The 13,653-nt window shown below is 60.9% G+C and carries 11 protein-coding genes; 9 read left to right on the forward strand and 2 right to left on the reverse strand.

The features are described from left to right. Positions 1-217: 217 nt before the first annotated feature. Positions 218-1,015 (reverse strand): hypothetical protein, encoded by a 798-nt coding sequence (locus tag BVH03_RS00985; protein WP_075959447.1) that lies wholly within the window; start codon positions 1,013-1,015, stop codon positions 218-220. A 90-nt stretch (positions 1,016-1,105) separates the two neighbouring features. After that, positions 1,106-2,128 (reverse strand): alcohol dehydrogenase AdhP, encoded by a 1,023-nt coding sequence (gene adhP, locus BVH03_RS00990; protein WP_075959448.1) that lies wholly within the window; start codon positions 2,126-2,128, stop codon positions 1,106-1,108. 250 nt (positions 2,129-2,378) lie between these two features. On the opposite strand from adhP, the gene purE reads away from it, so the two are divergent. From purE to BVH03_RS01035, 9 genes are all read left to right on the forward strand, one after another. Further along, positions 2,379-2,870, forward strand: coding sequence for a 5-(carboxyamino)imidazole ribonucleotide mutase (gene purE, locus BVH03_RS00995; RefSeq protein WP_075959449.1), 492 nt, complete (start codon positions 2,379-2,381; stop codon positions 2,868-2,870). Beyond that, positions 2,870-3,955 carry a 5-(carboxyamino)imidazole ribonucleotide synthase gene (locus tag BVH03_RS01000; RefSeq protein WP_075959450.1) on the forward strand — a complete coding sequence of 362 codons (1,086 nt, stop codon included), beginning with the start codon at positions 2,870-2,872 and terminating at the stop codon, positions 3,953-3,955. Before purE ends, BVH03_RS01000 begins: the two co-directional genes overlap by 1 nt. A gap of 84 nt (positions 3,956-4,039) precedes the next feature. Further along, the gene (locus tag BVH03_RS01005; protein WP_075959451.1) at positions 4,040-4,288 is read left to right on the forward strand and encodes a GlsB/YeaQ/YmgE family stress response membrane protein; all 249 of its coding nucleotides are present in this window, start codon (positions 4,040-4,042) and stop codon (positions 4,286-4,288) included. Positions 4,289-4,349: 61 nt separating this feature from the next. Further along, positions 4,350-4,883, forward strand: coding sequence for a DUF3299 domain-containing protein (locus tag BVH03_RS01010; protein WP_075959452.1), 534 nt, complete (start codon positions 4,350-4,352; stop codon positions 4,881-4,883). A 373-nt stretch (positions 4,884-5,256) separates the two neighbouring features. Continuing rightward, the gene (locus tag BVH03_RS01015; RefSeq protein WP_075959453.1) at positions 5,257-5,775 is read left to right on the forward strand and encodes an Hcp family type VI secretion system effector; all 519 of its coding nucleotides are present in this window, start codon (positions 5,257-5,259) and stop codon (positions 5,773-5,775) included. Between the two features lie 123 nt (positions 5,776-5,898). After that, positions 5,899-7,941, forward strand: a complete 2,043-nt coding sequence (tssI, locus tag BVH03_RS01020) for a type VI secretion system tip protein TssI/VgrG (protein ID WP_075959454.1) — start codon at positions 5,899-5,901, stop codon at positions 7,939-7,941. Beyond that, positions 7,934-8,812 (forward strand): DUF4123 domain-containing protein, encoded by an 879-nt coding sequence (locus BVH03_RS01025; RefSeq protein ID WP_075959455.1) that lies wholly within the window; start codon positions 7,934-7,936, stop codon positions 8,810-8,812. Before tssI ends, BVH03_RS01025 begins: the two co-directional genes overlap by 8 nt. A gap of 92 nt (positions 8,813-8,904) precedes the next feature. Next, a complete protein-coding gene (locus BVH03_RS01030; protein WP_177344879.1) occupies positions 8,905-12,420 on the forward strand; it encodes a toxin VasX in 3,516 nt (1,171 codons plus the stop codon). Between the two features lie 7 nt (positions 12,421-12,427). Continuing rightward, complete coding sequence (locus tag BVH03_RS01035; protein ID WP_256574587.1) at positions 12,428-13,549, forward strand: hypothetical protein; 1,122 nt, start codon at positions 12,428-12,430, stop codon at positions 13,547-13,549. Positions 13,550-13,653 lie beyond the last annotated feature (104 nt).

Genomic DNA, 13,653 nt, shown 5'->3' on the forward strand with positions numbered 1-13,653 from the left:
GAAGGGCTATCGCTTTCCTGCTTTGCAAGTAGCAGGATGTGTGCCAGGCCGCGATGCTAGCATTTTTATAGCGCAACTCTATGAATCTAAAGATTATTTTCTTTTCGAACCGATGCCCGGAGCAGGCGTTGCGGTCGGATACTCGGTTTTTCGAGCGTCTGGCGTTCGGATTTCCGAATGAGAAGGGGCGGCACTGAAGGCCGCCCCCTGGTGTGGATCAGCGATTACGCAGAAAGGCGTTGATGAAATCACCCTGGTTGGCAGCGTCGCGCTCGGTGGTGAACTGGATGCGATTGCCCTGTTCGCGGATCTTCATTTCCTTGCCGAAGTTGCACTCGACGGTGTTCAGCTTGGCGGCCTGTTTCTTGAACTCCGGCGAGCTGCTGCACAGGTTGTTCATCTGATTGACCACCTCGCCGCAGTAGCCGGAAATGCTCAGCTCCTTGAGCAGTTGCTCGTCCAGGCCCTGCCAGTTGACGTTGGTCTTCAGGGTGGTGCCGCAGCTGGTCGAGGCCTCGGCATCCATCTGCTGCAGGCGTTCGACGTTGTACTGCTGGCGCTTCTCGCGGTCGAACTTGGCCAGCTTGTCCTGCACGCCATCCTTTTTCTGCTTCTCGTACAGTGCCAGCAGCTCGGCCGGTTTGGCCGCCTTGCTGGCCTTGTCATCGAAGCTCAGGTACAGCGGCTCGCGGTTGCCCGGCAGGTAAAGTTGGTAGGACTCGCCACCCCATTCCTGGCGCTGGCCGATCAGCACGTAGGCGCTGCCGTCGAGAGTGGTGGCGTAGTCGCTTTCGTCCTGGCTGCGCGGTTTGACGTCGGTCAGCAACACCACTTCATCCAGCGGGTGGTTGATGCCGCTGATCCGTACCAGGGCCTGTTTCTCGTCGCTGCTGGGGGCCAGCACGACATTGATGCCCTTGTCGGCGACGAAGGCCTTGGGGTACTTCGCCAGCTCCAGGGCGCTGGCGTTGAAGGTCAGGAAGGTTGAGGCGAAAAGCAGCGACAGCCGTGTCATGGCGTGGTCCTTTGGTGGGTAATGAAGCTGAGTCTAACGGCGTCTGACAGCGGGCACTGTGCACCCGTTCCGCACTGTCAGGCGCCAGGCTCAGAACTGCATCACCACCCGGCCTTCGATCTGCCCGGCGCGCATTTGCTCGAGCACGCCGTTGACGTTGTCCAGCCGGTCACGGTGGATGGTCGCCTTGACCAGCCCTTCGCCGGCGAAGTCCAGCGCCTCCTGCAGATCGGCGCGGGTGCCAACGATGGAGCCGGTGATGCTGATGGCCTTGAGCACCACATCGAAGATCGGTGTCGGGAAGTCGCCCGGCGGCAGCCCCACGAGGGCGACGGTGCCGCCCCGGCGGGCCATGCCGATGGCCTGGCCGAAGGCGCTGTTCGACACCGCGGTGACCAGCACGCCGTGGGCGCCCCCGATGTCGCGCTGAACCACCTCGGCCGGGTCTTCCTGGCGGGCATTGATGGTCAGGCTGGCGCCGAGCTTTCTGGCCAGGGCCAGCTTGGCGTCGTCCACGTCGATGGCGGCCACGTGCAGGCCCATGGCACGGGCGTACTGCACCGCCACGTGACCGAGGCCGCCGATGCCGGAAATCGCCACCCACTGGCCGGGTCGGGCACCCGTCACCTTCAGGCCTTTGTAGACGGTAACGCCGGCGCAGAGGATCGGCGCGATCTCGGCGAACTCGACGTTCTTCGGCAGGATGCCCACATAGCTGGGATCGGCCAGCACGTATTCGGCGTAGCTGCCGTTGACCGAGTAACCGGTGTTCTGCTGGTCGGCGCAGAGGGTTTCCCAGCCGGTCAGACAGTGTTCGCAGCAGCCGCAGGCGGTGTACAGCCAGGGCACGCCGACCCGGTCGCCTTCGCGCACCCGGGTCACGCCGGCACCGACCGCGGCAACGTAGCCGACCCCTTCATGGCCTGGAATGAATGGCAGGCTGGGCTTTACCGGCCAGTCACCGTCGGCGGCGTGCAGGTCGGTATGGCAGACGCCTGCCGCCTCGATCTTCACCAGTATCTGCCCAGGGCCGGGCAGGGGAACCTTCACCTCTTCGAGCCGCAATGGCTCGCCGAAGGCATGGACGACGGCTGCTTTCATGGTCTGCTGCATGGCGCGATCCTCCTCGATGAGAGCCGCAGTATGCGAAGGCTGGCGGGGCCGGGTATTGCTCCAGGACAACTGCAGGGCGCCGGCCGCCACCGGCCGACAGGCGGTCGGTTATCGATTTGGGCGCGACTGCAGTATAATTACCGGTTTCCGCAAACCACGCCTCCCGCGTGGTTTGTTGTTTCTGCCGCGGCGCCAAGCGCCCGATCAATCGACATGGCGCCCTGCGCCCGAGACGTAGAGAGGCACGACGATGAGCGCACTGGTTGGCGTGATCATGGGTTCCAAATCCGACTGGAGCACCCTGAGCCATACCGTCGAGATGCTCGACAAGCTGGGTATCCCCAACGAGGTGAAGGTGGTCTCCGCCCACCGCACCCCGGACCTGCTGTTCCAGTACGCCGAAGAAGCCGAGGGCCGTGGCATCCAGGTGATCATTGCCGGTGCCGGTGGCGCTGCCCACCTGCCAGGCATGTGCGCCGCCAAGACCCACCTGCCGGTGCTCGGTGTGCCGGTACAGTCGTCCATGCTCTCGGGCGTCGACTCGCTGCTGTCCATCGTGCAGATGCCGGTCGGTATCCCAGTCGCCACCCTGGCCATCGGCAAGGCTGGCGCCATCAACGCCGCGCTGTTGGCGGCGAGCATCCTCGGTCACCAGCACCCGCAGTTCCACACGGCGCTCAAGCAGTTCCGCGACGAGCAGACCAATACCGTGCTGGAAAACCCGGACCCGAGGGCGCAGTGATGAAGATTGGCGTAATCGGTGGCGGTCAGCTCGGCCGCATGTTGGCCCTGGCTGGCACTCCGCTGGGGATGAAGTTCGCGTTTCTCGACCCTGCGCCGGACGCCTGTGCGCAAGCCCTGGGCGAGCACATCCGCGCCGATTACGGCGACCAGGATCACCTGCGCCAGCTGGCTGACGAGGTCGACCTGGTGACGTTCGAGTTCGAGAGCGTGCCGGCGGAAACCGTCGCCTTCCTGTCGCAGTTCGTGCCGGTCTACCCGAGCGCCGAATCGCTGCGCATCGCCCGTGATCGCTGGTTCGAAAAGTCGATGTTCAAAGACCTTGGCATCCCGACGCCCGAGTTCGCCGACATCCAGTCCCAGGCCGATCTCGATGCGGCAGCTGCCAGCATCGGCCTGCCGGCGGTGATGAAGACCCGCACCCTGGGCTATGACGGCAAGGGCCAGAAGGTTCTGCGCAAGCCTGAGGACGTGGCCGGCGCCTTTGCCGAGCTGGGCAGCGTGCCGTGCATCCTCGAAGGCTTCGTGCCGTTCACCGGTGAGGTGTCGCTGGTCGCCGTGCGCGGCCGCGATGGCGAAACGCGCTTCTACCCGCTGGTGCACAACACCCACGACAGCGGCATTCTCAGCCTGTCGATCGCCAGCACCGCGCACCCGCTGCAGGCGCTGGCCGAAGATTACGTTGGCCGTGTGCTGAAGCAGCTCGACTATGTCGGCGTGCTGGCCTTCGAGTTCTTCGAGGTCGACGGCGGCCTGAAGGCCAATGAGATCGCCCCGCGCGTGCACAATTCCGGGCACTGGACCATCGAAGGCGCCGAGTGCAGCCAGTTCGAGAACCACCTGCGCGCCGTCGCCGGCCTGCCGCTGGGCTCGACTGCCAAGGTGGGCGAGAGCGCCATGCTCAACTTCATCGGCAGCGTACCGGCTGTGGATAAGGTTGCTGCCATCGACGATTGCCACCTGCATCACTACGGCAAGGCGTTCAAGGCCGGTCGCAAGGTCGGTCACGCCACCCTGCGTTGCGCGAATCGGGCGACCCTCGACAGCCGCATCGCCGAGGTGCAGGCGCTGATCGACCTCGGCTGAGGAGGTTGAACCTCTCCGGCACCGCTTCCGTCTGATGAAGGGCGCCGCATTCGTGCGGCGCCTTTTTCATTTCTGGAGGGCGTCATGGGTATTATCGGCACAATTTTCATCGGCCTGATCGTGGGCCTGGTAGCCCGTTTCCTCAAGCCGGGTGATGACAGCATGGGCTGGATCATGACCATCCTGCTGGGCATCGGCGGCTCCATCGCCGCGACCTATGGTGGCCAGGCGCTGGGCATCTACGAAGCGGGCGAAGCGGCGGGTTTCATCGGCGCGGTCGTCGGTGCGATCATCCTGCTGGTGATCTTCGGCATGATCACCAAGAAGCGTTGAACCGGTAACCTGACGCATCGACGCCCGGCTACCTCCCATTGTCATCATGTGAGTCCCGTCGATGCGTTACCTGTTATTGGCCCTGCTGTTGCTGAGCGGCCTCGCCCGCGCTGAACTTCCCGAAACCGACTGGCTCGACCTGATGCCCGAAGAGGATCAGCGTGCGCTCGAGCAGATGCCGGAAATCGTCCACAACGGCCCCGAAGCTGCCGGGTCGTTCGATAGCAAGGGCGGTTTGAAGCAGCAGGAAAAGGGCCTGCCCGCCGTCATGTATTCGGCCAAGACCGTGTCGAGCATGAACGGCAAGACCGTCCGCCTCGGTGGCTACCCGGTGCCGCTGGAAACCGACAACGCCGGGCGCAGCACGCTGTTCTTCCTGGTGCCATACCCCGGCGCCTGCATCCACGTGCCACCACCGCCGCCGAATCAACTGGTACTGGTGCGCTATCCCAAGGGCATCGCCCTCGACGACATCTACGAGCCGCTTTGGGTCAATGGCACGCTGAAGATCGAGCCCGTCAGCAACGACTTGGCAGACGCCGCCTACGCGCTGGATGCCAGCAGCGCGAGGATGGTCGAGGAACACGATTTATAGGGCCATAAGCCGCTCTTGCATCCTGCATTGCTCACTCAGCTCCGCACACGTGTAACTGCTGCTCAGGCCACTGAGCCCTCATGTGCAAGAAGTTGCGCACCGAGCTGTGGATAAACCTGTTGAAAACCTACCCAGTCCTTTGCGTGCCATGCCGTTCCAGGCACTGCGCAAGAAGTTGCACAGTGCTGCGCAACTTCTTGCGCACTTTTCCGGACCGTCGTCAGTAGTTTGGAGAAATGCTCCCTCGTTTATTTCCTAAGTCGTTGATAGTTATTGTTATTTTTAAATCAGGCATGCGGCTTGTATAGGGAGTTATCACCCTTACGGCGATTCAGCCCGGGCACTTCAACTGATTAAGCAAGGAGAGCATCCCATGGCAACACCAGCGTACATGTCCATCACTGGCGAGAAACAAGGCCTGATCACTGCCGGCGCATTCACCGCCGACTCGGTTGGCAACACCTATCAGGAAGGCCACGAAGACCAGGTCATGGTTCAAGGCTTCAGCCACGAAGTGATCATCCCGCGTGACCCGCAGTCGGGCCAGCCGACCGGTCAGCGCGTGCACAAGCCTGTTGTGATTACCAAGGTATTCGACAAGGCATCGCCGCTGCTGCTGGCTGCCCTGACCTCCGGCGAGCGCATGACCAGCATCGAAATCCAGTGGTTCCGCACCTCGGCTCAGGGTACCCAAGAGCACTACTACACCACCAAACTTGAAGACGCGATCATCGTCGACATCAAGGACTACATGCACAACTGCCAGGACCCGTCCAACGCTCACTTCACCCACCTGGAAGACGTGCACTTCACCTATCGCAAAATCACCTGGACCCACGAAGTCTCCGGTACTTCGGGCTCCGATGATTGGCGCTCCCCAGTCGCTGGCTAAGCCAACCGACTGTTCAGCACCGGCCAGCCCAGCTGGCCGGTGCTGTTTACGCTTATCCAGAATGCCAGTGGCCGTCCCTGACAGGGATCGGCGGTGGCCGCAGCACTGCACGAGGAACATCGGATGTTCGCGCCAGCCAACCAGACGCACTTCAGCCTGACCGTAGAAGGCCTGTCGACCGACTTGCAGGTGTTCACGCTCACCGGGCGTGAAGCCATCAGTGAACCGTTCGCCTTCGACGTGGAACTGGTCAGCGAGCAATCTGCCCTGGACCTTGAAACCCTGCTGCACAAACCGGCGTTCCTGCAGCTTTGCCCAGATGGCAGCGGCATTCATGGCCTGCTTTACCGTGTTGCCCAAGGTGAATCCGGCAAGCGCTTGACCCGTTACGCGGTCACCCTGCGCCCGCAGCTCGCCTATCTGGCCCACCGCATCAACCAGCGCATCTTCCAGAACCTCAATGTGCCGGCCATCATCGGCCAGGTGCTCGAAGAGCATGGCATCCAACGCGACGCCTACGAATTCAAAGCCGGGTCGGTTTATCCCGAGCGCGTTTACTGCGTTCAGTACGATGAATCGGACCTGCAGTTCATCCAGCGACTGTGCGAGGAAGAAGGGCTCCACTACCACTTCCAGCACAGCAGCACGGCCCACAAGCTGGTCTTTGGCGATGACCAGACGGTGTTTCCGAAACTGGCGCCCGTGGCCTACCAGCAGGACTCCGGCATGGTCGCCAATGACCCGGTCATCAAGCGCTTCGATCTGCGCCTGGAAACCCGCACCAGCCGCACGACCCGCCGCGATTACGATTTCGAAAAACCGCGCCTGAAGCTGGAAAGCGAGCACCGTGGCGATGCTTTGCCCGACCTCGAAGATTATGACTACCCCGGCCGTTTCATGGACCGTGAGCGCGGCAAGCACTTGGCCAAACGGGCACTCGAACGTCACCGCAGCGACTACCAGCTGGCTGAAGGTAAAAGCGATCAGCCACTCTTGGTCAGCGGTCATTTCCTCGCCCTGACCGGGCACCCCAAGGCCAAATGGAATGACCTGTGGCTGCTCACCGAAATCCTCCATGAGGGCAAGCAACCCCAGGTGCTTGAAGAGTCGATCACCAGCGATACCACCGACCTGAAGGACGACTTCCACCAGGGCTACCGTAACCGCTTCAAGGCCACCCCCTGGGACGTACCCAACCGCCCGACCCTGAAGCATCCCAAACCGCGCCTGCTCGGTAGTCAGAGCGCTGTGGTCACAGGACCGAAAGGCGAAGAGATCCACTGCGACGAGTACGGCCGCGTCAAAGTGCAGTTCCACTGGGACCGTGAGGGCCAGGCCGACGACAAGACCAGCTGCTGGCTGCGCGTGTCCAGCGCCTGGGCGGGTGCTCAGTACGGTGGTATCGCCATCCCACGCATCGGCATGGAAGTGCTGGTCACCTTCCTCGAAGGAGACCCCGACCAGCCGCTGATCACCGGCTGCCTGTACCACAAGGAAAACGTCGCTCCCTACGACCTACCCGCCAACAAGACCCGCAGCACCTTCAAGACCCTGAGCTCACCCGGCGGCAGCGGCTACAACGAGCTGCGCATCGAAGACAGGAAAGGCCAGGAACAGATCTACCTGCACGCCCAGCGCGACTGGGACGAGAACGTCCAGAACAACCAGAAGATTCGCGTCGGCAACGAGCGCCACGACACCGTCGAGCAAAACAGCTACAGCGAATTCAAGGCCGAAGAGCACCACACCGTGCATGCCGACCGCAAGGTCGAGGCACGTGCCGACGACCACCTCACCGTGGGCGTGAACCAGCACGTGCAGATCGGCACCGGCCAGTTCATCGAAGCCGGCCAGGAAATCCACCTCAGCAGCGGCCTGAAGGTCGTGCTCGAAGCCGGTAGCGAACTGACCCTCAAGGCCGGCGGCAGCTTTATCAAGATCGATGGCGGCGGCGTCACCCTCAGCGGGGCGGTGGTCAACATCAACTCGGGGGGCAGTGCGGGCAGTGGCACCGGCGCGGCACCGATACTGCCGGGGCCGCTGAGGCAGGCGGATGCGGATAAGGCAGGGAAGCTGTTGATACCCGCGCAGCGACAAGCGCTACTACAGAAAAAACCGTTATGCGCCATCTGTGAAGCCGCCAAAAAGGAGGCTAACAATGCATGAGCTAGCAATGCCAGCGCTGCCTAGCGATCTACCCTGGAAAAAGAACAGCTACCTGCTGCTTGATGCCGTCAGCGTGGAAGCCTTGCCCCAAAAACTATATCAGTGGTCGGAAAACCCTATCTTCGAACCACTGTATTTGGGCACCGAATTGCAGGAGTTGATTGATCTTTCACCCTGCTTAATCACATTACGAGGTCCGCATGATCCGCTAGTGCGTGTTTTCCTCGATAACGTTAGCCAGGAATGGGGATACTTGGCTTTCAGCGATGCAGGCTTCGACGAAGCCTTGCAACACCTTCGTTGGCTACGGCAGGTCAATGTTCAAAACGGTGAAACTGCTCTCCTACGCCTAGCAGACCCGTCTGTCGCCCATCATTTATTTGCAGTAGGCACGCCCACGCTGTTCGGCCCATTTGACCGGATATGCACGCCTGATTCGCTGGATGGGGTTTGGCATACTCACCAACGCACCAGTGCGCTGGTTGAACAGGATCACTCGCAACTCTATTGTCTGAACGAAAGGGAGCTGAACGCGCTGAGTGAGGTGAGTTTCCGCCAAACCGTCATTTCAGTGGGCAAGCACCTGGACACCTTCTTCCCCGACTACAAAACCAATATCCAAGGCCGGGATCGTGTCCGTCACATACGCGACCTGGCCGAACGTGCCTACCGAAACGGCATGTGCTCCGAGCGCGAGATATTGCTCTTCGCCAATGTGTTCGGATTTCTAGGCGAGCAGCCTTTGCAGAATCACCCAGACCTTGAACACCTGCTAAACGAACGCTCATCACTTTCGCCTAGTCAGCGGGTGGAGCAGGCCGCTCGCTTGGCCGAGCAACGCGCCACAGAGGCACAAGGGACGCTCTCATGACAGCGCAAACACCTCCTCGCGGCAACGCAAACCTTGCTGCAAATGCGGCATCGTGCGGTGACAGCCGCTCCGCTACCAGCACCTGCCCACTGATGAAGACCAAGGTGCAACTGCTGCCCCTGCGCTATGGGTTGACCGAGCGAGTCGATCCATCCACCGAATTGACGATGCCCTTCGCTTTGCAGAGCAGGCCTTTAGGCATACGCCTGGTTCGCGATGGTTTTCTTTACACCATAGACAGCAGTACGGGCTACCTGCACGAATATCGGATCGAGCGAGCGGCCATCACCAAGCTGCTATGGAAGGGCATGGAAGTCCGTGCGGATGTCCGCAGTAGTGCTGTCGGCGAACCACATCTCATCTTCCCGAGAAGCAGCAAGCTATATGTGGCCTACTCGGAATTGCAGTGGACCGCACGCAAATGCACTCAGGTTCTGGCAGGCCCAAAAGATCGCGAACACTTCATGCAGGCTGTCGACCTACGCCAAGCAGACCCGCAGCGAGGCGGCACGCACTTGTTGACCCGGCAGCAAGCTGAGAAGTGGCTGGCAGAAATCGTACAGAACAAGGTACATATCGACGAAAAAGGCCAGCAGACCTTTCCCGAACACCAGCGCCAGCCGACCAGCGCAGGTGAGCCCCACCCCGAAGAGCAGCAAGCCTACACCTGGGAAAACCCGCCGCTGTTTCGCGATACCCAGATAGGTGAGCTGACGGCGAAGATTCTCCCGGCGCACGAGCACAATGCACTGTTTCTGGTACTACGCGACGATATCGGCGTAATGCGCGACCTAGCCAACTACCAAGACAAGGTTGTCGGCTGGATCGAGCAATGGATTGGTGGCGGCGCACAGCCGGGAGCCAACGAGCGCGATTATGTGATTGCCTGCTATATCGAGTCGCTCTCGCAAATCAGCGACACTGATTTCGACAAACTATCCAGCCACTCGGAATCACCGGCCGTAAAGGCCATGCTGAGCAAGCTGGAAGCACTACCCGAGCCAGACCGCACCCAGAGCCGCGGTGCAGTCCTAACCTTTCTCAACAACAACGAGCCCTATCCCCCTGTCGACAGCAGGGATCACCCGGCAGAACTCAAGGCAGAGCTGGATGCGATACGGCTGTCCAGCCGCCGCTCCGGCGCGGTCGGCTTCGGCCTACCGCTGACGTTAACACGTGCTACCGAGCGCTATTACACCCGGGCCAAACTGCTCGACCTTGGCGCTCAGCGTGCATTCGTCGAAAACGAACTCGACGCCCTTATCGCCCTTAGGAAGGAACAACGTGGGCGGGTCAAGGACATGCTGAGTGGTGCCAAGTTCGGCCAGCGCGGCATCGACGACCTGATCGACCGGCCCGCCATGGACGCCTTCCTGGCAAACAATCGGCCGAATCTGTCGCGCTGGAACGCATTGCTCGACCGCATCACCGCAGACCGCACGCAGATGGTCATCGAGCATCGTTTCCACCGCGCAGCCTGGTACTACGACACCCAACAGGCCAAGCAAATCGGGCTGGCGTTTGCCACGCAATACGCTTGCCTGAAGGACATCTGCCGCAGTGATACAGCCAGCGAAGCGCTATACGCCTGGCTCGAGGAAAATCCTCAGTACGACCGCCCCCTGTTCCATACCCTGGCACTGAACGAGCAGAGCACGCTGGCCGTGCAATACACGCTAATCAGCGTGGCAAGCTACGCCTTACTCAATGCTCTGGCCGAGTGGAAGAAAAAACTTAAGACTCTTGAGCAAGGTAAACTGCCAGCGCTCGACGAACTGCCAGAGGCCACCCGCGCCGCGGCGGCCAGTGCCCAGGGCGCATTCGACCCAGCCCTAACAGTGGGCATAAATAGTGCCATGAAGGCCTTCTACCAGGGGATAGGCCAACAGAAGGTGCCGGAACTGGACGCACTGTTCCGCAAGCTGCCCAAGGTAATGCCCGCACGCCTGCTCGATGCCGCGCAGCACACAGGACTGACCTTCACCTTCGCCAGTGACGCGGAAAAAGCCGTATTGCAACGCGATCTGCGCGGGGTAATCGACAACCGCCAGGAACTGAGTCGCCTGGTCAAGGAGCGCAAGCGGGTCAAAGCCAGCGCTGGGCATAAGTCACCCAGTGCCCAGGCGCTGCTGGCCGATATTCGCCGCGTCCGCACCCAGCTCGATGCGCTTGAGCCGCGCCTGGCAGCAGCCCTTAGCCCGATTGCCGAACTACCAGAAAACAACGTTCGCGTTGCAGGTGCGGCGCCAGGGCGTGCCGGTATCACCCTTATCCTGCCGCCCGCCCAGTTGCAGGAAGTGGCGAGTGGCCTGCGCAATCTGCGCAATGGTTACAGCACTGCCCGCAACTTCAACAAGCTAGGGGATGGCGTGGGGCTGGCCATATTCGTGGCGCAGATGGTCAATCTGGTGCAGACCTGGCGTGAGATCCTCACGCAAGCGAAAGACGAGCGGAAGTGGAGGCCACTCGTGAACTCGCTGTTCGCCACCAGTGCCGCAGGCTTTGCAGCCGCCCAGGCGATTGCCGATACGGCCCTCAATGCACGTAGCGCGCAACTGGTGCAGGGCTTGCAGAACCATGCACTGGAGGCCGTGCATGTGCAGATGGGTAAACTGCATGTACTTTTAGGGGGCGTTAGCTACCTGACAGGTACAGTAGCCTCTATCATGAGTAGCCAGGATCACTATGGTAATTGGCTGGGGGCAATACGTAGTGGTAATGCCCAGGCTCAGCAGGGTGCAGCTATGGCGCTAGCCGGCTCTGGCGGAATGATAGCCAGTAATGCCTATGGTGCGTTGCACACCGCTAATGCCTATCGCGGCGTTATTCAGGCTTCTAGCCCTGTAGCTAAACGTGCCGCTTGGGCAGTAGCTGGCACCCGACTCTCTAGTGTGTTCCTACGTTTCAATATCGCCGGCGCCCTGTTTACCGCCCTAGAGCTGGGCGGTACCTGGTGGTACAACCGCAACAATACGTCGCCCCGCGACAACTGGCTGCTGACCACGCCTTGGAGCCGTGATGCCAGCAAACGGCAGAGTTACAGCCTGGCCACCTATCAACAACGCTTGCTCGGAGTGATGCAGGCACCGGCAGTAAGGGTCGAGCAAGGCAGCCATGGCAGTTGGTGGCGCGACTTGCTAATGTCGCCTGCGAGCAGCGAAATCACCCTTTCCCTGCCAGGGCTGAGCCAGGCGGCGCTGGCTAGGCCGCTGGCTGGTCGCCCTAACGCGCGCCTCAGCCTCGCTGCGTACCGTATCCGCTCGGTGCGTTACGAGCGTGGGCATACCCAAGTACAGTGGCAGCCTATCAGCGAACTGATCATTGACGACTTGTTGCCTACCGGCACTGATCCCCTGAGGCTGCTCATACCGCGACCGGCGCCTTTGACAGGCATTACCGGGGGAATTCCCAATGAAGAGCTGCTGCTGGAAATCGTGATCGAAACGCTGGACGAGCAAGGCCGCTACCGGCCCGAGCACCATAGGATCCGCCTTGCCCCGCACCGGGAAGGTGACTACGCCCCGAGCCAGCACACGCCACAGGGCCAGGCTGCAAGCTTGCTGTCGGTCGACCCATTTTTGCTGCCGGAACCCGACAATGCCAAATGATAAGCCCATGGATGCACCCTCCCTTGAGCTGGATAAGAAACATAGCGCAGGCGATATAGTTAGCTTCCCTGGCGGCCTAGTAAGCTACCTAGCCCCCATGCCATTACCCACTGGCCAACCGGCTCAGGACTATGCTCATGCAGTAGGCGAGGTCAACGATACCTATCTGGATTTCGGGGTTGGGTTGCCCAACGTGTTTGCCTGGCAGTACCAGTTAGGTGGTCCGTTTACGATTTGGATCATGTCCGCTGTCTTATTCCCCCTACTAATGTTTCTGGGCACTCCATTATTGGGGGGGGGGCTTAATGACTCACTAGACATGGCCGTTGGGGTTTTTGAGCATGGGGTTCCGGTAGTATCACTTGTTGCAATTTTCTTTATATTGATGTTCCTATTCGGGTCATGGCGGCATCATGCTAAATACAAAAAGGTCATCCCCACCCGTTTCAACCGCCAACGCCGCGAGGTCTGCTTCGTCCCAGAAGGTCATACCGAACCGATCTTCGTCCGCTGGGAGTCGCTCAGTGCCTGGGTGATCCAAGCCCAGGGCGCCACCCAGTACGGCATCCAGCGCCAGTACGCCATGGGCGTAGGTTTCCATCATGCCGAGAGTGGCCAAGACTTCTCCCTGGAGTTTCCCTGTGCCGGCCTACCTCTGGCCATCGCCAACTGGGAGGCGATCCGCGCCTATATGGAATATCAGGTGCACAGCCTCAAGGAAATTCAGGACCCGCTCGACCTGCAAGGCCCGGATGACCCGCCTCACGAAGGCCTTCACACCTTCCGCAACGCCCGCGAACGCATGCGCCGCCGCTACAGTGAAGGCGAGGTGGGCGGGTTCTACGTATTTGGCTGGTACCTCTACCATGTGATGACCCTGTGGACGCTGCCCTTCCGCCTTACCGAATGGGAAATTGGCCGGATCAAGCGCATACACCGTCAAGACATCCCCGAGACCCTGCAAGCTTGGTCACAGCCCCTGCCCAAAGAACAATGGGCCAAGCCCAGTGAAGAGCTGCAGCGCCAAAGCCAGCAGGTAGAAATGCTGCGCCAACGCGACCCGCAGCGCTCGATCATCGATATCTTTGCCGAGGTGCAACGCAGCCACTGTGCTACCCGTACGGGCTGATCTTGGACAGCCAAGCTAGCCGACCCGCAGGGACGATAGCTTTGCACGTCACTGCAACTCGAATGGGTCGCAACCTGATGCACTAGGCTTGCGAGCGCTGGCGC

Origin of the sequence: Pseudomonas sp. PA15(2017), assembly GCF_001945395.1 — a bacterium.
Lineage (GTDB): Bacteria > Pseudomonadota > Gammaproteobacteria > Pseudomonadales > Pseudomonadaceae > Aquipseudomonas.

Bases quoted from the DNA above. Each gene is read 5' to 3' on its own strand.
- BVH03_RS00985 (WP_075959447.1), bottom strand. From the start codon at position 1,015: ATGACACGGCTGTCGCTGCTTTTCGCCTCAACCTTCCTGACCTTCAAC.
- adhP (WP_075959448.1), bottom strand. From the start codon at position 2,128: ATGCAGCAGACCATGAAAGCAGCCGTCGTCCATGCCTTCGGCGAGCCA.
- purE (WP_075959449.1), top strand. From the start codon at position 2,379: ATGAGCGCACTGGTTGGCGTGATCATGGGTTCCAAATCCGACTGGAGC.
- BVH03_RS01000 (WP_075959450.1), top strand. From the start codon at position 2,870: ATGAAGATTGGCGTAATCGGTGGCGGTCAGCTCGGCCGCATGTTGGCC.
- BVH03_RS01005 (WP_075959451.1), top strand. From the start codon at position 4,040: ATGGGTATTATCGGCACAATTTTCATCGGCCTGATCGTGGGCCTGGTA.
- BVH03_RS01010 (WP_075959452.1), top strand. From the start codon at position 4,350: ATGCGTTACCTGTTATTGGCCCTGCTGTTGCTGAGCGGCCTCGCCCGC.
- BVH03_RS01015 (WP_075959453.1), top strand. From the start codon at position 5,257: ATGGCAACACCAGCGTACATGTCCATCACTGGCGAGAAACAAGGCCTG.
- tssI (WP_075959454.1), top strand. From the start codon at position 5,899: ATGTTCGCGCCAGCCAACCAGACGCACTTCAGCCTGACCGTAGAAGGC.
- BVH03_RS01025 (WP_075959455.1), top strand. From the start codon at position 7,934: ATGCATGAGCTAGCAATGCCAGCGCTGCCTAGCGATCTACCCTGGAAA.
- BVH03_RS01030 (WP_177344879.1), top strand. From the start codon at position 8,905: ATGAAGACCAAGGTGCAACTGCTGCCCCTGCGCTATGGGTTGACCGAG.
- BVH03_RS01035 (WP_256574587.1), top strand. From the start codon at position 12,428: ATGGATGCACCCTCCCTTGAGCTGGATAAGAAACATAGCGCAGGCGAT.